The organism is Gammaproteobacteria bacterium (assembly GCA_015709695.1).
GTDB lineage: Bacteria > Pseudomonadota > Gammaproteobacteria > Steroidobacterales.
In genome coordinates, this window is the sequence record CP054183.1 from 1,005,043 (window position 1) to 1,027,711 (window position 22,669).

A 22,669-nucleotide genomic window follows, 5' to 3' on the forward strand; every position below is an offset into this window, starting at 1 on the left:
CACGCGGTAGCACGGGCCTGCGCCTCGTTCTATCATTCGCAGCTTCTCAGCGCTTCCCGGGCCGTCCATGAGCCAGTCCATCAGGGACCACTACCTTTCTTCGCCACTGTTTGGCGCCAACGCCCCTTACGTCGAGGACCTCTACGAGGCCTACCAGCGCGATCCGGCATCGGTGCCGGAGAACTGGCGGTCGTTCTTCGCCAGCATGGGGCCGGTCCCGGACAAGGTTTCCCGGGTCGTCGAGCTGCCGTCATCGGCGGCCAGCGGGCCCCGGCCTGCCGCTGCGCGAACCGTTGCCGTGGCGCCGGCGGGCCGGCCAGGCGATGCCTTCAGCGCGAAACAGGCGGCGGTGTCGCGGCTCATCCAGGTGTACAGCCAGCGCGGCCACCAGGTTGCCGATCTCGACCCGCTGGGCTTCGCCGAGCGGCGCCTGCCGCAGGTGATGCGGCTGGACTATGTCGGGCTGGGCGAGGCCGACATGGAGACGGAGTTCTTCACCAACGGGCTGGCCAGCACCGGCGGTGCCCGCATGAAGCTCCGGGACATCCTGGCGTTGCTGCGCCGGGTGTACTCGGGAAAGATCGGTGCCGATTACGCCCACCTGTCGCGCAGCCGCGAGCGCGGCTGGATCCGCGAGCGCCTGGAGCGCGGCCAGCTGGGCGAACCCTTCACCAGTGCGGAACGGCGCCACATCCTCGGCCAGCTCACGGCCGCGGAAGGCATCGAGCGCTACCTGCACACGCGCTACGTCGGCCAGAAGCGCTTCTCGCTGGAGGGCGGCGACAGCCTCATTCCCATGCTGGACGACCTGATCCAGCAGGGCGGCGCCCGCGGCATCCAGGAGCTCGTCATCGGCATGGCGCACCGCGGCCGCATCAACGTGCTGGTCAATGTGCTGGGCAAGGCGCCGCAGGCGCTGTTCAGGGAATTCGAGGGCAAGCAGAACATCGAGGCCATGACCGGCTCGGGCGACGTGAAGTACCACATGGGGTTTTCCTCGGACATCCGTACCCCGGGAGGCAACGTGCACGTCATGCTGGCATTCAATCCCTCGCACCTCGAGATCGTCGATCCGGTGGTCGAGGGCTCGGTGCGCGCCCGCCAGGAACGGCGCGGCGATGGCAGCGGCGAGGAAGTGCTGCCGGTGCTGATCCACGGCGACGCGGCGTTCGCCGGCCAGGGCGTGGTCGCCGAGACACTGCAGATGTCGCAGGCGCGTGGCTTCACCACCGGCGGCACGGTGCACATCATCGTCAACAACCAGGTGGGCTTCACCATCAGCAACCCGGACGATGCGCGTTCGACACCCTACTGCAGCGACGTCGCCAGGATGATCGAGGCGCCGGTGTTCCACGTGAACGGCGACGACCCGGAAGCGGCCGTGCTGGTCACGCGCCTGGCACTGGAGTATCGCCAGACGTTCCGCAAGGACGTGGTGATCGACCTCGTCTGCTATCGCCGCCACGGCCACAACGAGGCCGATGAGCCGGCCGCCACCCAGCCGCTGATGTACCAGGCCATCAAGAAGCACCCGACCACCCGCCAGCTCTACATGCGCAGGCTGGTCGAGGGCGGCGTCATGGATGCGCCCGAGGCCGAGCGCCTCGCCGAGGAATACCGCGAGCGGCTGGACCAGGGCCAGCCCTTGCCGCAGGCGGTGCTCGGCATGATCGGCAACGAGTACACGGTGGACTGGAGCCGCTACCGCAAGGCCGACTGGAACGAGCCGGTGTCGACCGTGCTGCCGGAGGCGGATGTCGCCCTGCTGGCCGCCGAGGTCACGCGGATCCCGGCCGGCTTCACGCTGCATCCGCAGGTGGCCCGCATTGTCCAGGATCGCGTGCGCATGGCGGCCGGCGAGCTGCCGATGGACTGGGGTTTCGCGGAGATGATGGCCTACGCCAGCCTGGTGAAGGCCGGGTTCAGGGTGCGCCTGACCGGCCAGGACAGCCGTCGCGGCACCTTTTTCCATCGCCATGCGGCCCTGCATGACCAGGTCACCGGCGACACCCATGTGCTGCTGGAGAACCTCGGTGGGCGGCGCGGTGCGTTCACGGTTACCGACTCGCTGCTCTCCGAGGAGGCCGTGCTCGCCTTCGAATACGGCTATGCCAGCACGGAACCGCAGTCGCTCGTCATCTGGGAGGGCCAGTTCGGCGACTTCGTCAACGGCGCCCAGGTGGTCATCGACCAGTTCATCAGTTCCGGCGAGGCCAAGTGGGGCCGGCTCTGCGGCCTGACGCTGTTCCTGCCGCATGGCCAGGAGGGCCAGGGCCCGGAGCATTCCTCGGCGCGCCTCGAGCGTTTCCTGCAGCTCTGCGCCGAGATGAACATGCAGGTCTGCGTGCCGTCGACTCCGGCGCAGATGTTCCACCTGCTGCGCCGGCAGATGCTGCGCGACCTGCGCAAGCCGCTGGTGGTGATGACGCCGAAGAGCCTGCTGCGCCACCGGTTGGCGAGTTCGCCGCTGGCCGAGCTGGTGCAGGGCCGATTCCAGTCGCTGATCCCCGAAATCGATCCGCTGGAGGCGCGCGCCGTCACGCGGCTGGTGGTCTGCAGCGGCAAGGTGTTCTACGACCTGCTGGAAGCGCGCCGCAAGCAGCAGCTGGGGACCGTGGCCATCGTCCGCATCGAGGAGCTCTATCCGTTCCCGTCGCGCGAGCTGGCCGCGGTGCTGGACCGCCATCCGGCGGTCCGCGAGGTGGTATGGTGCCAGGAGGAGCCGCAGAACCAGGGCGCCTGGTACCAGATCCGCCACCGCCTGCAGGAGCCGCTGGGGCGTGCGCAGGAGCTCTACTACGCCGGCAGGCCGGCCGCCGCCGCGCCGGCGCCCGGCGTGTTCCAGCTGCACGTGTACCAGCAACAGGTTCTCGTCAACGCGGCGCTCGGCATCAAGGCGCCGGACGCCTGAGCGCATTCACCGGAGATCGCATGGCCATGACCATCGAAGTGAAAGTCCCGCAGCTGCCGGAATCGGTCGCCGACGCGACGCTGATTGCCTGGCACAAGGCGCCCGGTGACGCGGTGCGCCGCGACGAGAGCCTGGTGGAGCTGGAGACCGACAAGGTCGTCCTCGAGGTTCCCTCGCCCGTGAACGGCATCATCAAGGAGCTGCGGGTGCAGAACGGCGCGACCGTCAAGGCCGGCGAACTGCTCGCCGTGCTGGAAGAGGGCGAGGCGAAGGCTGCGGGCGCGGCGGCGAAGCCCGCCGCAGCCCCGGCAAAGCCCGCAGCCACTGCTGCCGCCGCGCCTGCTGCGGCCAGCGCGTCGGCGGGCCGCAGCGCAGGCAAGGCGGGTCCGGCTGCCCGGCGTGCCGCCAGCGAGGCCGGCGTCGATCTCGCCGCCATCGGCGGCAGTGGCCGCGAGGGCCGCGTCCTCAAGGCCGACGTTGCCGCGGCTGCCGGCACCGTGGCAGCCGCCCCGGCCGCTGACCGGCCGGCGGAGGCACGCGCAGCGGTGGCCGACGGCGGGCGCGGGGAACGCCGCGTGCCGATGAGCCGGCTGCGCGCGCGCATCGCCCAGCGCATGGTCGATGCCCAGCAGAATGCGGCGATGCTCACCACCTTCAACGAGGTGGACCTGAGCGCGGTGATGGCGTTGCGCAGCCGCTACCGCGAGGCCTTCGAAAAGCAGCACGGGGTGAAGCTTGGCTTCATGTCGTTCTTCGTCAAGGCCTGCATCGAGGCACTCGGCCGCTATCCGGTGGTGAACGCCTCGGTGGAGGGCAACGACATCGTCCATCATGACTACTACGACATCGGCATCGCCGTTTCCACCGAGCGCGGGCTGATCGTGCCCGTGGTGCGCGACGCCGACCGGCTCTCCTTCTCGCAGGTCGAGGCCGCCATCAACGAGTATGGCCGGCGCGCGCGCGAGGGCAGCATCGGCATGGAGGACCTCACCGGCGGCACCTTCACCATCACCAATGGCGGCATCTTCGGCTCGCTGCTGTCCACGCCGATCCTCAACCCGCCGCAGAGCGCGATCCTCGGCATGCACAAGATCCAGGAGCGGGCGGTCATCGTCGACGGCCAGGTCGTGGCGCGGCCGATGATGTACCTGGCGCTGACCTACGACCACCGCATCATCGACGGTCGCGAGGCGGTGCAGTTCCTGGTCGCGGTCAAGGACGTCCTGGAAGATCCGGGCCGGCTGCTGCTGCAGGTCTGATGCCATGAGCAGCAAGTTCGATGTCGTCGTCATCGGCGGCGGGCCCGCCGGCTACGTGGCCGCGATCCGCGCGGCGCAGAACGGCCTGTCCACGGCCTGCATCGATGCCTGGGTCACGCCCGAGGGCAAGCCCTCGCTGGGTGGCACCTGCCTCAATGCCGGCTGCATTCCCTCCAAGGCGCTGCTCGAGTCCTCCGAACTCCTGCATCGTGCCCGCCACGAGTTCTCCACCCACGGCATCCGCCTGGGCAGCGTGGACCTCGACCTGCCGGCCATGCAGGCGCGAAAGGCGGCCATCGTCGCCCAGCTCTGCGGCGGCATCCAGGGGCTGTTCAAGGCCAATGGCGTCACCTCGCTGGCGGGCCATGGCCAGCTGTTGCCGGGCAACAAGGTGCGCTTCACGCCGGCGGCGGGCGAGCCGCGGCTGCTGGAGGCCACGAACGTGATCCTCGCCACCGGATCGGCGCCGACCGCGCTGCAGTCCCTGCCGTTCGACGGCGAGCGCGTGGTCGACTCGGCCGGCGCGCTGGCCTTCGACGCCGTGCCGGGGCGCCTCGGCGTCATCGGTGCCGGCGTCATCGGCCTCGAGCTCGGCAGCGTCTGGCGCCGGCTCGGCGCCGAAGTCACCATCCTCGAAGCCATGGACCGCTTCCTGTTCATGGCCGACGGGCAGATCGCCAAGGAGGCGGAGCGGCAGTTCCGCCGCCAGGGGCTGGACATCCACCTGGGCGCGAAGGTGCAGTCCGGGGAGCGCACCGCCGGCGGCGTCCGCCTGCGCTACGAGGACCGCCAGGGTTCCCACGAGATCGAGGTCGACAAGGTCGTGGTGGCGGTGGGCCGCCGACCCTGGACCGAGGGCCTCCTCGATCCGCTGGCCGGTGTGGCGGTGGACGCGCGCGGGTTCATCGAGGTCGACGGGCAGTGCCGCACGACGGTCGCCGGCGTCTGGGCGATCGGCGACGTGGTACGCGGCCCGATGCTGGCGCACAAGGGATCCGAGGAGGGCGTGATGGTCGCCGACCTGATCGCCGGCCGCTACGGCCACATGAACTACAGCATCATCCCGTCGGTGATCTACACGACACCCGAGATCGCCTGGGTGGGGCGTACCGAGGATGAACTCCGCCAGGCGGGCATCGCCTGGAAGGCGGGCACGTTCAACTTCGCCGCCAGTGGCCGCGCCAAGGCCATGGACCAGGCGGCCGGGCTGGTCAAGGTACTGGCGGATGCCGGCTCCGACGAGATCCTCGGCGTGCATGTCTGCGGGCCCATGGCCGGCGAGCTGATCGCCGAGGCGGTGGTCGCCATGGAGTTCCAGGGCACCGCGGAGGACCTGCAGCGCACCATCCATGCGCATCCGACGCTCGCCGAGGCGGTGCACGAGGCGGCGCTGTCGGTCGACCGGCGCGCGATCCACGCCATCAATCGCTGAATCGGGCTGCCGCAGCCGGCCCGGCCGGCGCCCGGTTTCGGTTATGATGCCGGCGTTGTCGTCGCGAGGACCCGCCAGCCGCGGGCGCTCGCCATTTCCGCAGGCGCCAGGCCGTCCCGGCCGGTGCCGCTCCGGACGGGATGCGCATGGCCGGCCATAGCAAGTGGGCGAACATCCAGCACCGCAAGGGCGCCCAGGACAGCAAGCGCGCCAAGGCGTTCTCGCGGCTCATCCGCGAGCTGGTCGTGGCCGCGCGCATGGGGGGCGAGGATCCGCAAGCCAATGCGCGGTTGCGCCTGGCGCTGGACCGCGCGAGGGCGCAGAACATGCCGCGGGATACCATCGAGCGCGCCGTGCGTCGCGGCGCCGGCAGGCTCGAGGGCAGCGACATCGAGGAAATCAGCTACGAAGGCTACGGCCCGGGTGGTGTCGCGGTGCTGGTCGAGTGCATGACCGACAACCGCAACCGCACCGTGTCGGAGCTGCGCCATGTCTTCGCCCGGCATGGGGGCAACCTCGGTGCCGCGGGGTCCGTGGCCTACCTGTTCAGTCAGGCAGGCGTGCTGACCTTCCCGCCCGGGATCGACGAGGAGCGACTGCTCGCGGCGGCGCTCGATGCGGGCGCCGAGGACGTCGTCATCGCCGCCGATGGCTCGGCCGAGGTGCTGACCGCACCAGCGGATTTCGTCGCCGTGCGTGATGCGCTGCGGGCAACGGGCCTCGAGCCGGTGGCGGCGGAGGTCATGCAGCGCGCGGCCACCGCGGTGCCGCTCGGCAACGAGGACGCCCTGGCCGTGGCCCGCCTGCTCGATGCGCTGGAGGAAATCGACGACGTCCAGCAGGTCTGTTGCAACGCCGGGTTCCCCGGGGGGGTGCTGGCGCGCCTCGCCTGAGGCGGCCAGCGCAGGGTCATGGGGGCGGCAGGCCATGCGGGCTGGACACGCATCCTCGGCATCGATCCCGGCTCCCGCGTCACCGGCTGGGGTGTGGTGGATGCCGGCGGCGCCACGGTGCGCTACGTGGCGAGCGGCTGCATCCGCACCGAAGGCGAGGACCTGCCGGCGCGCCTGCGCGAGATCTTCGCCGGCGTGGGCGCCATCGTCGCCGCCCACCAGCCGGTGGAACTCGCCGTGGAGCGCGTCTTCGTGCATCGCAACGCCGACAGCGCGCTGAAGCTGGGCCAGGCCCGTGCCGCCGCCATCTGTGCCAGCTTCGATCGGCAGCTGACGGTGCACGAGTACGCGGCCCGGGCCGTGAAACTGGCGGTGGTGGGCCAGGGCGGCGCCGAGAAGCCGCAGGTGGCGCACATGGTGCGCGCGCTGCTGCAGCCGCCGGCACCGCTGGCGGCCGACGAGGCCGATGCACTGGCCGTCGCGCTGTGCCACGCCCATACGCGGCCCCTCGGCGCGCGCCTGGTGGGCATGGGGCGGCTGCGCGTGGTGCGGCGATGATCGGTTTCCTGCGCGGCACGCTGGTGCACAAGGATCCGCCGCAGCTGCTGGTCGAGGTGGCCGGTGTCGGCTACGAGGTGGAGGCGCCCGCGTCCACCTGGGTGCGCCTGCCGGAGATCGGCGGCCAAGTGCAGCTGCGCACGCACCTGGTGATCCGCGAGGACCAGCACCTGCTGTTCGGCTTTGCCTCCGAGGCGGAGCGGCGGCTGTTCCGCGACCTGCTCAAGGTGACCGGCGTCGGCGCGCGCATCGCGCTGGCCATCCTCTCCGGCATCAGCGTCGATGGCTTCGTGCGCTGTGTGCAGGCGCGTGACACGGCGGCGCTCACGCGGGTGCCGGGTGTGGGCCGCAAGACGGCCGAGCGGCTGATCCTCGACCTGCGCGAGCGTGTCGAGGAAATGGCTGCGGCCGGCCTCGGTGCCGCCGTGGCGCCGGCGGACCCTCCCGCGGCCCGGGCCGAGGCCGAGGTCGTCGATGCACTGCAGGCGCTGGGATATCGCCCGGTGGAAGCGCGCCGCCTGGTGGAGCAGGCGCAGGCGGCCGGGGCGACGACGACGGCCGACATCCTGCGCGCTGCCCTCAGGGCGGCGGCGCCCGGCGGACGCAGCTGAGGCCCGCGCCATGACGGATGCACAACCGGAACGGATCGTTGCCGCCGCCGGTCGCGGCGAGGAGGAGGCCTACGAGCGGGCCATCCGCCCGCGCACGCTGGCGGACTACATCGGGCAGGCATCGGTGAAGCGGCAGATGCAGATCTTCGTGCAGGCCGCGCGCCAGCGTGCCGAAGCGCTGGACCATGTGCTGATCTTCGGTCCCCCTGGCCTCGGCAAGACCACTCTGGCGCACATCGTCGCCAACGAACTGGGCGTGAACCTGCGGCACACCTCCGGGCCGGTGCTGGAACGCCCGGGTGACCTCGCGGCGCTGCTGACCAACCTCGAGGCCCGCGACGTGCTGTTCGTCGACGAGATCCACCGCCTCAGCCCGGTCGTGGAAGAAGTGCTCTACCCGGCCATGGAGGACTTCCAGCTCGACATCATGATCGGCGAGGGTCCGGCTGCACGTTCGATCAAACTCGACCTGCCGCCCTTCACGCTGGTGGGCGCGACCACCCGGGCGGGCCTGCTGACCTCGCCGCTGCGTGACCGCTTCGGCATCGTGCAGCGCCTGGAGTTCTATACCGAGGACGAGTTGCACGACATCGTCAGTCGCGCGGCCCACATCCTCGGTGTGGCCATCGATGCCGGGGGCGCGCGGCTCATCGCCGCCCGCGCCCGCGGCACGCCGCGCATCGCCAACCGGCTGCTGCGGCGCGCGCGCGACTATGCCGAGGTCAAGGGCAGCGGCCGGGTGGACGAAGCCACGGCCCGCGCCGCCATGGACATGCTCGAGGTCGATCCGAACGGCTTCGACACCATGGACCGGCGCCTGCTGCTGACCATCATCGAGAACTTCGGCGGCGGGCCGGTGGGCATCGAGTCGCTGGCCGCGGCGGTCAGCGAGGAGCGCGGCACCATCGAGGATGTACTGGAACCGTTCCTCATCCAGCGCGGCTTCCTGATGCGCACGCCCCGGGGGCGGATGGCCACGGCGCGTGCCTACCAGCATTTCGGCCTGCCCGTGCCGCGCAGCGCACGCGAGTCCTCGCTCTCGCTGTTTGCGGGCCACGAGGGCCACGAGGGCCAGGAGGGCCAGGCGCCGGGCGACGGCGACTGAAGCAGGCATGACCGGCACATCCCCCGCAGGCTGGCACCAGTTTCCGGTGCGCGTGTACTTCGAGGACACCGATGCACAGGGCGTCGTGTACTACGCCAACTACCTGCGCTTCATGGAGCGGGGCCGCACGGAGTGGCTGCGCAGCCACGGCGTCGAGCAGGACCAGCTGCTGGCGGCACACGGCCTGTGCTTTTCCGTCACGGCGGCCGACCTGCGGTTCCACCAGCCGGCGCGTTTCAACGACGAGCTGCTGGTGCGCACGCGGCTCGTCGGCCGTGAACGGGTGCGCTTCTCGCTGGACCAGCAGGTGTGCCGCGCCGGCGACGGCGTGCTGCTGGCGAGCGCGCGCTGCGAGGCCGCCTGCCTCGAGGCGGCGAACTTCCGTCCACGGCGGATACCGCCGGGAATCCTGCCCGATATCCTTACAGGGACCGACCGACATGGGTGATGACGCATGACCGGAAGCCATTCCTTCCTCGACCTGGTGCTGGGCGCGAGTTTCGTCGTGCAGCTGGTGCTGCTGTTGCTGGTGAGCGCCTCGATCGCCTCCTGGGCGATCATCCTGCGCAAGCGCCGGACGCTGCGCGAGGCGGCGCTGGGATCCGACGCCTTCGAGAGCACTTTCTGGGGTGGTGGCGATCTCACGGCGATCTACCGCGACGTGACCAAGGCCGGCAGCGCGCCGAGCGGCATGGCCGGACTGTTCGAGGCGGGCTTCCGCGAGTTCCGCCGGCTGGCGCAGCAACCGGGGCTGGCGCCCCAGCAGTTGCTCGAGGGCTGCCGTCGTGCCATGCAGGTGGCGCAGATGCGCGAGATGGATCGCCTCGAGCAGAACCTGGCCACGCTGGCCACCATCGGTTCCACCAGCCCCTATGTCGGGCTGTTCGGCACCGTCTGGGGCATCATGAATTCCTTCCAGGCCATCGGCAACGTGCAGTCGGCGACGCTGGCAATGGTGGCGCCGGGCATCTCCGAGGCGCTGATCGCCACGGCCATGGGGCTGTTCGCCGCCATCCCGGCGGTGATCGCCTACAACCGCTATGCCGACAAGGTGACGCGCCTGGAGGTGCGCTTCGATACCTTCACCGAGGAGTTCTCGGCCATCCTGCAGCGCCACGCGCACCCGCGGCCGGCGGGCGAGCGCGAGGGGAAGTAGCCGCCCATGCGCCGCAAGCCGAAACGCCGCCTCATGGGCGAGATCAACGTGGTGCCCTACATCGACGTGATGCTGGTGCTGCTCATCATCTTCATGGTGACCGCGCCGCTGCTGACCCAGGGCGTGGAGGTGGAGTTGCCCAAGGCGGCCGCCGAACCGATCGACTCGGGAAAGAACGACGAGCCGCTGGTGCTCTCGGTGGATGCCGCCGGCCGCTTCTACCTCAGTGTGGGTGACCGCGAGGATGCGCCCATCGACGCCGAGCGAGTGGTGGGACTCGCCTCGGCCGTGCTGCGCCGCAAGCCGGAGACGCCGGTGCTGGTGAAGGCGGACCAGAAGGTGGCGTACGGGCGCGTCGTCGAGGCCATGGTGCTGCTCCAGCAGGCCGGGGCGACCAAGGTCGGCTTCCTCACCGACCCGCCCGACACTTCCCGCAGGCGGCGCGGTCAGACCTAGGACCATTGTCCGGGCTGCATCCCCTACGCATGACTGAAACCCTGAGGTTCCAGAACGAGTTCCTGCGCGAGCACGGCGTGGTGCTCACGGTGTCGGCGCTGCTGCACCTGGCCTTGCTGGTGTTGCTGGCGCTCAACCTCGACCTGCTGCCCCGGACTCCGCCGCAGCCGGCGCGCCTGGCGATCCAGGCGACGGTGATCGACAGCCGCGCCGAGCGCCAGCGCGCGGCCGAGGCGCTGCAGCGCGCGCGGCTGGCGGAACAGGCCGAGCAGCAGCGACGCGAAAGGGAAGACGCCAGGCGCGAAGCCGAGGCCCGCCGCCTCGCCGACCAGCGCCGGCAGGCCGAGCAGGAGCGCCAGGCCCAGGCCCAGGCGCGCGAGCGCGAAGCCGCGCAGCGCAGGGCGGATGCGCAGCAGAAGGCCCGGGCGCAGGAGAAGGCCGAGGCCGAAGCCAGGGCCGAAGCCAGTGCCGAAGCCAGTGCCAGGGCACAGGCCGATGCCCAGGCAGCCGCGAAGGCGAAGGCGGAAGCCGAAGCCCGGGCCAGGGCCGAGAAGCGCCGTGCGCAGAGCCAGGCCGACCTCGCGCGCCAGATGGCGGAGGAGGAAGCGCTGGCGGCGGTGGCCGGATCGCCGGCGGCCGCGGAGTACCGGGACATCATCGCCCAGAAGGTGCGGCGCAACTGGAACCAGCCGCCGAGCGCCAGGACGGGCGACAGCTGCGAGGTGCGTGTCCAGCAGATCCCGGGTGGCGAGGTGACCTCCGCGGTGGCCTTCAACTGCACCGGCGATGCCGCCTTCGCGCGTTCGGTCGAGGCCGCGGTGCTGCGGGCCTCGCCGCTGCCGCTGCCCTCGGATCCGCGCCTGTTCGACCGGAACTTGCTCTTTACCTTCAAACCGGAACAATAGCCGCCCTCCGGAGGTCGATGTGCACGCCATGCCGAAGCACCTGTTGCCGAGATTTGTCGCGTTCTGCTGCCTGACCATGCTGGCATTGCCGCTTCCGGCGCAGCTGCGCATCGAGATCGTCGGTGGCGTGGCCCGGCCGGTGCCCATCGCCGTCGTGCCCTTCGGCTGGCAGGGCGCGGGCACGGCACCCTTCGATGTGGCCGGCCTCGTTGCCCGGGACCTGGCGAGTTCCGGCCGCTTCGAGCCCCTGGCCGGGCGTGACCTGGTGCAACGGCCGACGACCGAGGCCGAGGTGGACCTCGGGGACTGGAAGGCCGTCGGCGCCGAGGCCGTGGTGATCGGCCAGCTGCGCGAGACAGCGGCCGGCCAGTACGACATCGAGTTCCTCGTCTTCGACGTGCTGCGTGGCCAGCGGCTGCTGCGCTATCGCCAGCCGGCCACTGCCGCCGAGCTGCGCCTGGCGGCGCATCGCGTGGCCGACGTCGTCTACGAGAAGCTGACGGGCGTCCCCGGCATCTTCTCCACGCGCATCGCCTACGTGGCGGCGCTGCACAAGGGCGGCAAGCCGGACATCTACCGGCTGATCATCGCGGATGCCGACGGGGCCAACGAGCAGGTCATGGTGGAATCGCGCGAGCCGATCATGTCGCCGGCCTGGTCGCCGGACGGGCGCAAGCTCGCCTACGTGTCGTTCGAGAACAAGGTGGCCGAGATCTATGTGCAGACCGTGCGCAGCGGGGCGCGGCAGAAAGTCTCGGCGCGCTCCGGCGTCAACGGCTCGCCCGCCTGGTCCCCGGATGGGCGCATGCTGGCGCTGACCTTGTCACGGGGGGAGGGCAACCTCGACCTGTTCACCCTCGACCTGGGCTCCCAGGTGCTCACGCGCCTGACCGACCAGCGCTCCATCGAGACCGAGCCGGCCTGGTCCATCGACGGGCGCAGCATCTACTTCACCTCGGACCGGGCCGGGGGGCCGCAGATCTACCGCATTCTCGCCACGGGTGGCGGCGCCCAGCGGGTCAGCTTCGAGGGCAACTACAACGCGCGGCCGCGCGTGTCCCCCGACGGCAAGCGGCTGGCCGTGGTGACCAATGACCGGGGCAACTATAGAATTGCCATCCTCGACCTGGAGCGCGGTTTCAGCCAGGTCCTCACCGACGGGCGGCAGGACGAGTCGCCGAGCTTCGCGCCCAATGGCGAGACGCTGATCTACGCCACCCGCGAGGGCGGGCGCGGCGTGCTCGCCACGGTGTCGGCGGACGGGCGTGTCCGGCAGCGGATCCCGGCGGCAGAGGGCGATGTGCGCGAGCCGGCCTGGTCGCCGTTCCGCACGAACTGATTTCGACGGGGATGCCGCGGATGGTCCGCGGCGCCCATCGAGCCAATGCAGGAGTGACGAGTTTCATGAGCATCAAGAATGTCTGCCTGGTTCTGATGATGGTCGTACTCGCGGGTTGCGCGGGCAAGGGCACCAAGGAGCAGGATGCGCTCGGCTATGGCACCCAGTCGGGTGCGGCAGCCGGCGCCCAGTCGGGCGGGGTCGCCGATGGCGGCATGGGCCAGGGCACGGCCATCGATGATTCCGCCGCAGCCGGTCCCAGGGCGTCGGTGAAGAACCGCACCGTGTACTTCGACTACGACCGCGATGACATCAAGGCCGATTTCCGCGAGATCGTCGCCGCCCATGGCCGCTACCTGGCCGCCAACCCGGGCACCCGGGTCCGGCTCGAAGGCCACACCGACGAGCGTGGCAGCCGCGAGTACAACATCGGCCTCGGCGAGCGCCGCGCGCAGGCGGTCAAGCAGGCCCTGCTGCTGCAGGGGGCGGCAGCGAGCCAGATCAGCACCGTCAGCTACGGCGAGGAACGCCCGGCCGCCACCGGCAGCGACGAGGAGTCCTGGGCGCTGAATCGTCGCGTCGAAATCGTCTACGCACCCTGAGCCGGCAATGAGTACGCGCGGCACCTCGTACGCAACGCTGGCACTCGCCGCCCTGGCCGTCATGGCCGGCGGGTGCCAGATGGTGCCTCCCGAGGAGGACCCGGGTCACCTGAAGCAGGTGGAGCTGGACAACCGCCTGACGCGGGTGGAGCGCGTGGTCGAGAACCAGGGACTGATGAACCTCATGTCCCAGATCGACAGCCTGCAGAAGGAGAACCGCTCGCTGCGCAACGACGTCGAGACCCTGCGCAACACGGTGGAGCAGGGTGGCGAGCGCCAGCGCCAGCTCTACCTCGATCTCGACCAGCGCCTGCAGGCCCTGGAGAAACGCGGTGCAGTGGCCGAACCGGGCGCAGCGGCCGTGGCTGGGGCGGCTGCCGCCGCGACGGCGGCCGGCGATGACCGTGCCAGCTACCAGGCCGCCTTCGACCTGCTCAAGCAGGGACGCTACGAGCAGGGCACGCAGGCTTTCCGGCAGTTCCTCGCCAGCTACCCGCAGAGCAGCCTGGCGGACAACGGCCAGTACTGGCTGGCGGAGAGCCTCTACGTGGCGCAGAAGTACAAGGAGGCCTTGCCGGAATTCGAGGCCGTGATGTCGAGGTACCCGCAGTCACGCAAGGCACCCGATGCGCTGCTGAAGGTCGGCTACTGCAACTACGAGCTCAAGCGCTACGACGCCGCCCGCAAGGCGCTGACGACGGTCGTGCAGAATTACGGCGACACGACCGCCGCCCGCCTCGCCAGCCAGCGCCTGCAATCCATGGCCGGCGAGGGCCACTGATCGCGGCACCGCGGGTGCCGCCGTGCCCACGGCCATGACTCCGGAAGCGGACAGCAGCACCAGCCGCCCGGCGCGGCTGAGGGTGAGCGAGATCTTCCACTCCATCCAGGGGGAGTCGCACACCACGGGTGAACGCACGGTGTTCGTGCGCCTCACCGGCTGCCCGCTCCGCTGCAGCTGGTGCGATACCGCCTATGCCTTCAGCGGTGGCGAGCTGCGCAGCCTCGACTCGATCATGGATGCCGTGGCGGCCTTCGGCTCCCGCCACGTGTGCGTGACCGGAGGCGAGCCCCTGGCCCAGGCGGACTGCCGCGCGCTGCTCGGCCGGCTCTGCGATGCCGGCTACCTCGTGCAGCTCGAGACCAGTGGCGCCCTGGACATCACCGGCATCGACCCGCGCGTGGCGGTGATCATGGACCTGAAGGCGCCATCTTCCGGCGAGTCGGCACGCAATCTCTGGGTCAACCTCGACAGCCTCAAGCCCCGCGACCAGGTGAAGGTCGTCATTGCGGATCGCAGTGACTACGACTGGGCGAGGCAGGTGCTCGCCGACCATGGCCTGCGGGCACGCTGCGCGGTGCTGTTCTCGCCGGCCTGGGGCCTGCTCGAGCCGCGCCTGCTGGCCGAGTGGATCCTCGCCGACCGTCTCGATGTCTGCCTGCAGTTGCAGCTGCACAAGCTGCTCTGGGGGGATGCCCGTGGCCATTGAGCGTGGCCGGGCCGTGGTCCTGCTCTCCGGCGGCATGGATTCCGCCACCTGCCTGGCGCTGGCCGCGCGCCGCGAGCACCACCGCTGCCATGCGCTGAGCTTCGACTATGGCCAGCGGCATCGCGCCGAGCTGGATGCCGCAGTCCGCGTCGCCGGCCTGCTCGGCGCATGCGAGCATCGCTGCCTGCGCATCGACCTCGGTGCGCTCGGCGGCTCGGCGCTCACCGATCCCGGCATTGCCGTGCCACGCCATCCCGTCGTGGGCATTCCCGTGACCTACGTCCCCGCGCGCAACACCGTGTTCCTCTCGTTCGCGCTGGCATGGGCCGAAGTCCTCGATGCGGATTTCATCTACACCGGCGTCAACGCCGTGGACTTCTCCGGCTATCCGGATTGCCGCCCCGAATATGTCGCCGCCTTCCAGGCCATGGCGAACCTCGCGACCCGCCGCGGCGTCGACGGCCGGCCGGTGGAGATCCGGGCACCGCTGATCGCGCTGGGCAAGGCGGACATCATCCGCCTCGGACACGATCTCGGGGTGGACTTCGCCGCCACGGTCTCCTGTTACCAGGCCGATGCCGGTGGCGCCGCCTGTGGTGCCTGTGATGCCTGCCGGCTGCGACGGGCAGGCTTCGAGGCTGCGGGCATGGCCGACGTCACCCGCTACCAGGCCGGCAGCCCGGCTGGCTAGGTCGGCCGGGTCGCGATCGGCTATGATTCGCGCCCAGTCCCCCCGGGCCGTTAGCTCAGTCGGTAGAGCAGCTGGCTTTTAACCAGTTGGTCGCGCGTTCGAATCGCGCACGGCCCACCAGTCCTGCCGGCAGTACCAGCGCGGGCTGTGGCGCGGTTTCAGCGCCCGACATGCCCGGAGTGGTGGTAAAGTGGTTTCGAAACGACAGTATCACCGGTGGCCCCCGGATGCCGGTTGCCGCAGGCGGTGCTGTTCCGGAGGGTGATACTCCTTTAATATCGCCTCCTGGCTTGTTGTCGCAGAAGGTGTGATGGACGCTCGGGACCTTTCCGAAGACAAGGTCGACAATTACCGCTGGCAACTCGGCCGGCTGGAGCTGGTGCCGATCGTCATCGGCGGCATGGGCGTCGACATCTCCACCTCCGAGCTGGCGCTGACCGCCTGCCGCCTCGGCGGGGTGGGCCACATTTCCGATGCCATGGTCCAGCACGTCTCGGACCGCAAGTACGACACCCACTTCACCAAGGCCAAGTCCGAGAAGCATCGCGGCACCCGCGACGGCATCGACAAGACCACGGTCAAGTTCGACCTCGAGCACCTGCGCCAGGCGCAGCTCAACCATGTGCGGCACACCATGGACCGCAAGCAGGGTCCCGGCGCGATCTTCATCAACGTGATGGAGAAGCTGACCATGGGTGCGCCGGGAGACACGCTGCGGGCCCGGCTGGCGGGTGCCATGGACGGCGGCATCGACGGCATCACGCTGTCGGCCGGCCTGCACATCGGCAGCCTCAAGCTGGTCGAGGACCACCCGCGGTTCCGCGACGTGAAGATCGGCCCCATCGTCTCCAGCGTCCGCGCGCTGAAGATCTTCCTCAAGGGTGCCGCGCGCCTGAAGCGCATGCCCGATTACGTGATCGTCGAGGGCCCGCTCGCCGGCGGGCATCTCGGCTTCGGTGATGACTGGCGGGATTACGACCTGCGCAGCATCGTCGCCGAGATCCTCGCGTTCCTCCGGGAAGAGAAGCTCGACATCCCGGTGCTGCCGGCGGGCGGCATCTTCACCGGCACCGATGCCGCGTCCTACCTGCGCATGGGCGCGGCCGCCGTCCAGGTCGCCACCCGTTTCACCATCACCGAGGAGTGCGGGCTGCCGGCCCGGGTGAAGCAGGACTACGCCCGCGCCCGCGAGGAGGACCTGGTGGTCTCCGGCGTGTCACCGACCGGCTATCCCATCCGCCTGCTGTCCTACAGCCCCTGCTTCGACTCGAACATCAAGCCGCAGTGCGAGGCCTTCGGCTACCTGCTGAGCCGCGAGGGCACCTGTGCCTACCTCGACGCCTACGACGCGACGCCGGTCGACGAGAAGGGCCACAAGCTGCCGGTGCAGGGCAAGGTGTGCCTCTGCTACCACTTCAGCAAGTTCAATTGCTACACCTGCGGCCACTACGTGTACCGGCTGAAGGACACGACGCATCGCCTTGCCGATGGCCGCTACCAGATCCTCACCGCGACCCACGTCTTCCGCGACTACCAGTTCAGCACCGGCAACCATGTGGCGCTGCCGGCCCCGCTGGAAGCGCCCGCCGCAGCCACCGCGGACCAGTGAGGCCCGGCGGCCACGCTGCCGAGCAGGGCGCGCGGCCCTTCAGAAGGTATAGATGACGAAACCGCCGAGCAGCCAGGCCTGCTCGGTGTCCTCGATGTCGTACCAGCTGCCCTCGGCCCGCAGCGTCATGTGCTCGCTGGCCTTGTAGTTGAAGCCGATGGCGCCGGCGAGGTCGGTGCCGTCGGTGCCCACCGAGAAGCTCGAAGGCAGCACCGTCGGCAGCGTTGCCGTCCCGGTGTTCGGAAAGGTTTCGCCGTAGGCATTGCGTGCCTTGAAGGTCGAGTCCCAGCTGATCATGCCGAGCTTGGCGATGACCTCCCAGCGCTCGCCGAGGGGCAGGGCTCCCACCAGATAGGCATCGATGCCGTGGATCTCGTCGGACAGCTTCAGGGCGACGTCCGTCTCCGGGCTGGTGGCGGAGGGCGGAATCGCCAGGTCCAGCGAGTCCTCCGGCTCCCCGAGGTCGACGTAGCCGGCTTCGATGCCGAAGTAGCGGCCGAAGCGCACGCCGCCGAACAGCCGGTAGCCGAGGTCGCTGCCGCGGAACTTGCCGAGTCTCTTCTCGACGGGCTGGCCGGGCGTGCAGCCATAGATGTTGCCGGCTGGCTGCTGGCAGGTCAGGGGGGTGAGGCCGCCGCTGCCGTCGTTGACGAAGGCGCCGATGGCCACATCGACATCCTCCTCGAGCTTGGCACCACCGACGCCGCCACCCACGTACCAGCTGACATCGGCGACGGCCGTCATCGGCAACAACGCGAGGATCGCCATGCTGGCGCGCTTGAGAATGCTCGTCATGCTGTCTTCCCGGGTTGGTACAGGCCGCTGCCACGGCCGACGCATCAGCCGGGTGCCGGATTTTCTGCTCCGGCGATTCTAGCTGCGCGACTATAGCGAATCGCATCGGCAGCCACTATCCGTTGCCGCTGTCCGATGTGCGGATAGGCAAGCTGGGGTTCGTTGAGATAGCCTTACCGGTCGAGGTGGTCGGGGTCATCCGGGTTGCCGGTAACGAAAGCACGCTGGCCGGGCGATGGCGAGGTGATCGCCGGCCGGCGTGACGGCTTTGCTTTGGGGGATATATGGTGAGCGTACGGCGCCTGGCACTGCTCGCGGCGGCTGCCATGTCGGCAATGCCCGGCGCGGCATGGCCACAGATCGAAGAAATCGTGGTGACCACCCGCAAGAAGGAGGAGAACCTCCAGGACGTGCCGATCGCCGTGTCGGCCATCACCGCCGACCAGATCGAGCGCCAGGGCGTCGCCGATCTCAGCGACGTGGTGAAGAGCTCGCCCAGCGTGCAGTTCGACCGCGCCTTCGGCCCGTCGGACACGCGCATCACCATCCGCGGCCTGTCCAACACCCGCGGCCGTTCCAACGTGGCGTTCCTGGTGGACAACATCGACGTCACCACGGAAAACCTCATCTCGGCCGGCTCCGGCCTGCTCGCCAATCGCCGCCTGCTGAGCGACGTGGAGCGCATCGAGATCGTCAAGGGGCCGCAGAGCGCGCTGTATGGCCGTGCCGCGTTCGCCGGCGCCATCAACTACATCACCCGCGATCCCGGCGACGAGTTCAACGGCACCGCGCGGCTCGATTTCGCCCAGGACGGCTTCCAGCAGGTGGACGCGGCCTTCGGTGGTCCGGTGACGGACACGCTGGGCCTGCGGATGACCGGCTTCTGGTACAGCCAGGGTGGCCATTACGTGAATGCCATGTCGGGCCAGGACGTGGGCGACAGCAGCGGCTCCGGGGCGGCGCTCACCGCCGTCTGGCGCCCGGATGACATCACCAAGGTGAAGCTGCGCGGCGAGTACAGCCGCGAGGACTACGGTCCGATGGCCAACGCCCGCGTCGGCGGCGGCTGGCAGGATGGGCCTGGCAACCGGCTGATGCCCTACCCGGATGCCATGCTCCAGCACGCCCGCAACATGTTCGCGGTGCGTGCCGCCCAGCCCGGCAACGACGACGTGCTGCTCAATGGCCTGGGCTTCACCAAGTCCGGCAGCAACGGCTCGACCGCGCTCCTCGACTTCAACCAGTACTGCCCCGACAGCCTGAAGGATCCGTCGAAAGGCCCGGGATTCTGCCAGCCCACCTCGATGGGCAACGGCAAGGGCCGGGTGGTCAAGCAGAGCGAGAATCCGCTCACTGGCCAGGACTTCGATGGCAGCGACCTCGAAACCTTCCGGCTCAGCATCATCGCCACCTTCGATCTCGACGGCGGCCGTCTCAGCTCCTTCACGGGCTGGACCAATTTCAACGGCCGGGACAGCTTCGACCAGGACTGGCAGGCCGAGGCGGACTACAAGTTCACGCCGCCCGGGGGCGCGCCGGCAAGCTACCCGGCCACCCCCCCACCGGGCGCCTATTACCATGGCCGCCGCCCCGACCAGCTGCTGGCGAGCCAGATCGCCGACACCGAGTCCGGCGTCGACCAGCTCAGCCAGGAACTGCGGTTCGAATCGCGGCTCGATGGCGCCTGGCAGTACACGGTGGGCGCGCTGTACTGGGACGAGAAGCGCACCCTGGACGACCGCAACGGCCTGTACCTGTGCATGCCGCTGGACAAGGAGGGCCGGCTGGATGTCGACGGCAGCGGCCGCTTCACCTACCCGACCTTCGGCTACCAGCCCGGCGTCTGCGACGGCACCGGCAACTCCGTCATCGGCTGGCAGCAGGAGTACCTGAATACGCTGCCTATGCCCGCGCCCTACTGGGAGGCGGATACGCGCCACTGGTCGTTCTACGGCAACATCGACTGGCAGATCACCGACGACTGGCAGCTGGTGGTGGAGGACCGGCTCGTGTCCGAGCGCTTCCGCCTGCTCAAGCCCAACCAGGTCGGCTGCACCAACCTCGGCTACATGGGCATCATCGGCCAGGTGTTCCTCGACGAGCAGACCAGTGGCACCAACGTCATCTGCTCGGCCGAGAAAGTCATCATCGGCAACAACCTCACCAGCAACGACAGCTACCGGACGCTGGAGGCCTCGACATCCTCCAATTACCATACTCCCAAGGTGACGCTGAACTGGAAGGTCACCCCGGACAACCTGCTGTACTTCTTCTGGGCGAAGGCGCAAAAGCCGGGCGGCATCAACCAGCTGGTGTCCGGCGGGGTCGCCTCCACGGTGACCGCCGAGAAGTACGACCCGGAGGAGTTGCAGGCCTGGGAGATCGGCAGCAAGAACACCACGAATTTCTTCGGCCCCTTGCAGGCCAACATCTCCGGTTTCTTCCAGGACTACACCGACAAGCAGATCACCACGCAGGTGATGGTCGACGGCGTGGCCACGCCACGCGTGCTCAACGCCTCCGGCGCAGAAATCTGGGGCCTGGAGCTGGAACTGCTGTGGCAGCCGGAGTTCGTCGACGGGCTGGTGCTGACGGCGGCCTACACCTATCTCGATGCCAAGTACACGAGCTTCGTCGACAACGTGACCAGCGCGCAGCGCATCGCCCAGGCGTACAGCTCGGGACGCGGCTGCAAGCTGGTCTACCTCGACAATCCGACGGTGCCCGATGGGCAGACCGTCAATCCGGCGACTTTCCAGGCCATCGGTTCCGTCGCCTGCCAGATCGACTATGACGGCGCCTGGCTCGAGCGGACACCCGAGCACGCGCTGGCGCTGGGCGCCAGTTACAAGCATCCGCTGACCGACGACGGCATCGACCTGCTGACCGAGGTGAATGCAAACTGGCAGAGCCGGCGCTATCTCGACCAGGACAACGGCGTCTGGTTCGATCCGTACTGGAACGTGGACGCGCGGGTCGGCCTGATCCATCCCAAGTACGAGATCATCGCCTACATCGACAACCTGCTCGACGACGACACCATCCGCAGCGGCGGATCCGGCCCGGATTTCGGCCGGCAGGTCTCCGAGACCGGCTTCACCGGCGGCCTCGGCATCATGCACTACTGGGGCACGCTGCCGGATCCGCGCATCTTCGGCATCCGGGCAACCTACCGCTTCGGCCAGCACTAGCGCAGCGGGCGCCCCCGCCGGCTGCGGCGGGGAGGGCGGCCGTGCAGGCCACTGCTGCCGCCGGGCGGCAGGGACTGGCGGCCGGCCTGGTAAGGGATACTCCGCTTTCGAGGCCGGCGGCGCTCCTTTACTATTCGCCCCCGGATGTCGGGTGCAGCGGGGTGGCTGGCCCTCCGGAACATGGTCGCCATCGCAATGAGCACTGAAGCCGTCGGCATTTCGGGTTTTGCAGCCTACCTGCCGCCGTATCGCGTCGACCTGCGCCAGTGGTGCAGCTGGACCGGCACTTCCTGGGACAAGGTCAGCTCGGTGGTGGGTACCGGCTTCCGCATGGCCGGTCCCGGACAGAGCATCTACACCATGGCGGCGACCGCGGCGCTGCGGCTCATGGACCGCTACGACATCGACCCGGGCCGGGTGCGGTTCCTGGCGCTGGGCACCGAATCGAGCACCGACAACTCCGCCGGTGCGGTGATCGTCCGCGGCATGCTGGACCTGGCCATGCAGGAGCGGGGTGTGGCGCCGCTCAGCCGTCATTGCGAGGTGCCCGAGTTCAAGCATGCCTGCCTGGGTGGCATCTATGCCATGAAGGGCGCACTGCGGTTCCTCGCGACCGAACCCGGGGATGCCGTGGGCATCGCCATCAGCGCGGATGTGGCCAAGTACGAGCGGGGCAGTTCCGGGGAAGCGACCCAGGGCGCCGGGGCAGTGGCGGTGTTGCTGGAGAAGCGGCCTGGACTCCTGGAGGTGGATCTCGCCGGCTGCGGCAGCGCTTCGGCCTACCGGGCCATCGACTTCCGCAAGCCGATGGTCCGCGCCAACGGCCAGGGCAGCTGCTTCAGGGAAACGCCGGTCTTCAACGGCAAGTATTCCACCACCTGCTACCTCGACGAGGCGCAGCACGCCGTCCGCGAGATGCTGCGCCGGCTGGGCCGCGATCCTCTCGGCTACTTCCGCTCGGTCGGCGCCGTGTTCATGCATCGCCCCTACGAGCGCATGCCGCTCAATGCGCTCGGGTTCTGCTATCTCACCGGGCTCGCCCGCAGCGGTGCCGCGGGCCAGGCCGAGCTCGCGGGCTACTGCGAGACGGCCGGTGTCGGCATCGATGACGTGCTGGCCGAGATGCGCGCGGCCCCGGATATCCTGGCGCTGGTCCGCGAGGGCGGCCTCGAGCGCGATCCCTGGCCGCTGACCATGAGGCTGCTGCGGGAATTCCGTGACCAGCCGCTGTACCAGGAACTCGTCGCCGCGAGGATGCGGCTCGGCGCACGGCCGATGCGGGAACTCGGCAACGTCTATTCGGCATCGCTGCCAGCCTGGCTGGCGGCGGGACTGGAAGAGGCGGCGCAATCCGGGATGGACCTGGCGGGCAGGGAAGTGCTGGCGCTCGGCTACGGCAGCGGCGATGCCGCCGAGGCCATGCCCATGCGTGTCGTGCCGGGCTGGACCGTGGCTGCCGGCCGCATCGGTTTCGCGGATGCGCTCGAGCCGGCTGTCGATCTCACGCAGGACGAGTACGTGGCACTGCACCGGACCGGAACCGGACCACGGCCGCTGGCCGGGCACGACGAATTCGTCATCGACCGCATCGGCACCAGCAGCTCGGCAGAATTCGCCGACGAGGGTGTCGAGTACTACCGCTACTGCCGCTGATGCCGCCGGCGGC

General features: G+C 69.4%; 20 protein-coding genes and 1 tRNA gene. 20 read left to right on the top strand and 1 reads right to left on the bottom strand.

Going from position 1 to position 22,669, the window contains the following annotated elements; genetic code table 11:
• Positions 1-67 precede the first annotated feature (67 nt).
• The 18 genes from HRU81_04670 to HRU81_04755 all read left to right on the top strand — a co-directional run bounded on the left by HRU81_04670 (position 68) and on the right by HRU81_04755 (position 17,017).
• The gene (locus HRU81_04670; GenBank protein ID QOJ31449.1) at positions 68-2,911 is read left to right on the top strand and encodes a 2-oxoglutarate dehydrogenase E1 component; all 2,844 of its coding nucleotides are present in this window, start codon (positions 68-70) and stop codon (positions 2,909-2,911) included.
• Between the two features lie 26 nt (positions 2,912-2,937).
• Positions 2,938-4,170, top strand: a complete 1,233-nt coding sequence (odhB, locus tag HRU81_04675) for a 2-oxoglutarate dehydrogenase complex dihydrolipoyllysine-residue succinyltransferase (GenBank protein QOJ33285.1) — start codon at positions 2,938-2,940, stop codon at positions 4,168-4,170.
• Between the two features lie 4 nt (positions 4,171-4,174).
• Complete coding sequence (lpdA, locus tag HRU81_04680) at positions 4,175-5,602, top strand: dihydrolipoyl dehydrogenase (GenBank protein ID QOJ31450.1); 1,428 nt, start codon at positions 4,175-4,177, stop codon at positions 5,600-5,602.
• Between the two features lie 146 nt (positions 5,603-5,748).
• Entirely contained in the window at positions 5,749-6,495 is a 747-nt protein-coding gene (locus HRU81_04685) for a YebC/PmpR family DNA-binding transcriptional regulator (protein QOJ31451.1), read from the top strand.
• An 18-nt stretch (positions 6,496-6,513) separates the two neighbouring features.
• Positions 6,514-7,053 carry a crossover junction endodeoxyribonuclease RuvC gene (ruvC, locus tag HRU81_04690; protein ID QOJ31452.1) on the top strand — a complete coding sequence of 180 codons (540 nt, stop codon included), beginning with the start codon at positions 6,514-6,516 and terminating at the stop codon, positions 7,051-7,053.
• Positions 7,050-7,664 (top strand): Holliday junction branch migration protein RuvA, encoded by a 615-nt coding sequence (gene ruvA, locus HRU81_04695; GenBank protein ID QOJ31453.1) that lies wholly within the window; start codon positions 7,050-7,052, stop codon positions 7,662-7,664. The genes ruvC and ruvA overlap by 4 nt, the downstream gene beginning before the upstream one ends.
• Before the next feature lie 10 nt (positions 7,665-7,674).
• Positions 7,675-8,769 carry a Holliday junction branch migration DNA helicase RuvB gene (ruvB, locus tag HRU81_04700; GenBank protein ID QOJ31454.1) on the top strand — a complete coding sequence of 365 codons (1,095 nt, stop codon included), beginning with the start codon at positions 7,675-7,677 and terminating at the stop codon, positions 8,767-8,769.
• Positions 8,770-8,776: 7 nt separating this feature from the next.
• Positions 8,777-9,217, top strand: a complete 441-nt coding sequence (gene ybgC, locus HRU81_04705) for a tol-pal system-associated acyl-CoA thioesterase (GenBank protein QOJ31455.1) — start codon at positions 8,777-8,779, stop codon at positions 9,215-9,217.
• Between the two features lie 6 nt (positions 9,218-9,223).
• Complete coding sequence (tolQ, locus tag HRU81_04710; GenBank protein ID QOJ31456.1) at positions 9,224-9,925, top strand: protein TolQ; 702 nt, start codon at positions 9,224-9,226, stop codon at positions 9,923-9,925.
• 6 nt (positions 9,926-9,931) lie between these two features.
• The gene (tolR, locus tag HRU81_04715; protein ID QOJ31457.1) at positions 9,932-10,381 is read left to right on the top strand and encodes a protein TolR; all 450 of its coding nucleotides are present in this window, start codon (positions 9,932-9,934) and stop codon (positions 10,379-10,381) included.
• A 29-nt stretch (positions 10,382-10,410) separates the two neighbouring features.
• On the top strand, positions 10,411-11,286 hold the full coding sequence (gene tolA, locus HRU81_04720) for a cell envelope integrity protein TolA (protein ID QOJ31458.1): 876 nt from the start codon (positions 10,411-10,413) through the stop codon (positions 11,284-11,286).
• 28 nt (positions 11,287-11,314) lie between these two features.
• Positions 11,315-12,625 carry a Tol-Pal system beta propeller repeat protein TolB gene (gene tolB / locus HRU81_04725; GenBank protein ID QOJ31459.1) on the top strand — a complete coding sequence of 437 codons (1,311 nt, stop codon included), beginning with the start codon at positions 11,315-11,317 and terminating at the stop codon, positions 12,623-12,625.
• Positions 12,626-12,690: 65 nt separating this feature from the next.
• Positions 12,691-13,227, top strand: coding sequence for a peptidoglycan-associated lipoprotein Pal (gene pal / locus HRU81_04730; protein QOJ31460.1), 537 nt, complete (start codon positions 12,691-12,693; stop codon positions 13,225-13,227).
• A gap of 7 nt (positions 13,228-13,234) precedes the next feature.
• The gene (ybgF, locus tag HRU81_04735; GenBank protein QOJ31461.1) at positions 13,235-14,008 is read left to right on the top strand and encodes a tol-pal system protein YbgF; all 774 of its coding nucleotides are present in this window, start codon (positions 13,235-13,237) and stop codon (positions 14,006-14,008) included.
• A 34-nt stretch (positions 14,009-14,042) separates the two neighbouring features.
• Positions 14,043-14,717 carry a 7-carboxy-7-deazaguanine synthase QueE gene (queE, locus tag HRU81_04740; protein QOJ33286.1) on the top strand — a complete coding sequence of 225 codons (675 nt, stop codon included), beginning with the start codon at positions 14,043-14,045 and terminating at the stop codon, positions 14,715-14,717.
• Positions 14,701-15,408 (top strand): 7-cyano-7-deazaguanine synthase QueC, encoded by a 708-nt coding sequence (gene queC, locus HRU81_04745; GenBank protein ID QOJ31462.1) that lies wholly within the window; start codon positions 14,701-14,703, stop codon positions 15,406-15,408. Before queE ends, queC begins: the two co-directional genes overlap by 17 nt.
• Before the next feature lie 44 nt (positions 15,409-15,452).
• A tRNA-Lys gene (locus HRU81_04750) sits at positions 15,453-15,528 on the top strand.
• A 190-nt stretch (positions 15,529-15,718) separates the two neighbouring features.
• Positions 15,719-17,017 carry a nitronate monooxygenase gene (locus HRU81_04755; protein QOJ31463.1) on the top strand — a complete coding sequence of 433 codons (1,299 nt, stop codon included), beginning with the start codon at positions 15,719-15,721 and terminating at the stop codon, positions 17,015-17,017.
• Positions 17,018-17,056: 39 nt separating this feature from the next.
• Here HRU81_04755 and HRU81_04760 read toward each other — a convergent pair whose 3' ends face one another.
• Positions 17,057-17,812 carry an outer membrane beta-barrel protein gene (locus tag HRU81_04760; protein ID QOJ31464.1) on the bottom strand — a complete coding sequence of 252 codons (756 nt, stop codon included), beginning with the start codon at positions 17,810-17,812 and terminating at the stop codon, positions 17,057-17,059.
• 287 nt (positions 17,813-18,099) lie between these two features.
• On the opposite strand from HRU81_04760, the gene HRU81_04765 reads away from it, so the two are divergent.
• Both HRU81_04765 and HRU81_04770 read left to right on the top strand, forming a co-directional pair.
• A complete protein-coding gene (locus HRU81_04765) occupies positions 18,100-21,003 on the top strand; it encodes a TonB-dependent receptor (protein ID QOJ31465.1) in 2,904 nt (967 codons plus the stop codon).
• 195 nt (positions 21,004-21,198) lie between these two features.
• The gene (locus tag HRU81_04770; GenBank protein QOJ31466.1) at positions 21,199-22,656 is read left to right on the top strand and encodes a hydroxymethylglutaryl-CoA synthase; all 1,458 of its coding nucleotides are present in this window, start codon (positions 21,199-21,201) and stop codon (positions 22,654-22,656) included.
• The last annotated feature ends 13 nt before the right edge of the window (positions 22,657-22,669 follow it).

What these genes read in the sequence shown, in the direction of transcription:
- lpdA (QOJ31450.1), top strand. Translation starts at nt 4,175, where the DNA reads ATGAGCAGCAAGTTCGATGTCGTCGTCATCGGCGGCGGGCCCGCCGGC.
- odhB (QOJ33285.1), top strand. Translation starts at nt 2,938, where the DNA reads ATGACCATCGAAGTGAAAGTCCCGCAGCTGCCGGAATCGGTCGCCGAC.
- ruvC (QOJ31452.1), top strand. Translation starts at nt 6,514, where the DNA reads ATGGGGGCGGCAGGCCATGCGGGCTGGACACGCATCCTCGGCATCGAT.
- ruvA (QOJ31453.1), top strand. Translation starts at nt 7,050, where the DNA reads ATGATCGGTTTCCTGCGCGGCACGCTGGTGCACAAGGATCCGCCGCAG.
- queE (QOJ33286.1), top strand. Translation starts at nt 14,043, where the DNA reads ATGACTCCGGAAGCGGACAGCAGCACCAGCCGCCCGGCGCGGCTGAGG.
- pal (QOJ31460.1), top strand. Translation starts at nt 12,691, where the DNA reads ATGAGCATCAAGAATGTCTGCCTGGTTCTGATGATGGTCGTACTCGCG.
- tolB (QOJ31459.1), top strand. Translation starts at nt 11,315, where the DNA reads ATGCCGAAGCACCTGTTGCCGAGATTTGTCGCGTTCTGCTGCCTGACC.
- tolR (QOJ31457.1), top strand. Translation starts at nt 9,932, where the DNA reads ATGCGCCGCAAGCCGAAACGCCGCCTCATGGGCGAGATCAACGTGGTG.
- queC (QOJ31462.1), top strand. Translation starts at nt 14,701, where the DNA reads ATGCCCGTGGCCATTGAGCGTGGCCGGGCCGTGGTCCTGCTCTCCGGC.
- ruvB (QOJ31454.1), top strand. Translation starts at nt 7,675, where the DNA reads ATGACGGATGCACAACCGGAACGGATCGTTGCCGCCGCCGGTCGCGGC.
- HRU81_04685 (QOJ31451.1), top strand. Translation starts at nt 5,749, where the DNA reads ATGGCCGGCCATAGCAAGTGGGCGAACATCCAGCACCGCAAGGGCGCC.
- HRU81_04755 (QOJ31463.1), top strand. Translation starts at nt 15,719, where the DNA reads ATGGACGCTCGGGACCTTTCCGAAGACAAGGTCGACAATTACCGCTGG.
- tolQ (QOJ31456.1), top strand. Translation starts at nt 9,224, where the DNA reads ATGACCGGAAGCCATTCCTTCCTCGACCTGGTGCTGGGCGCGAGTTTC.
- HRU81_04760 (QOJ31464.1), bottom strand. Translation starts at nt 17,812, where the DNA reads ATGACGAGCATTCTCAAGCGCGCCAGCATGGCGATCCTCGCGTTGTTG.
- ybgF (QOJ31461.1), top strand. Translation starts at nt 13,235, where the DNA reads ATGAGTACGCGCGGCACCTCGTACGCAACGCTGGCACTCGCCGCCCTG.
- tolA (QOJ31458.1), top strand. Translation starts at nt 10,411, where the DNA reads ATGACTGAAACCCTGAGGTTCCAGAACGAGTTCCTGCGCGAGCACGGC.
- ybgC (QOJ31455.1), top strand. Translation starts at nt 8,777, where the DNA reads ATGACCGGCACATCCCCCGCAGGCTGGCACCAGTTTCCGGTGCGCGTG.
- HRU81_04670 (QOJ31449.1), top strand. Translation starts at nt 68, where the DNA reads ATGAGCCAGTCCATCAGGGACCACTACCTTTCTTCGCCACTGTTTGGC.
- HRU81_04770 (QOJ31466.1), top strand. Translation starts at nt 21,199, where the DNA reads ATGAGCACTGAAGCCGTCGGCATTTCGGGTTTTGCAGCCTACCTGCCG.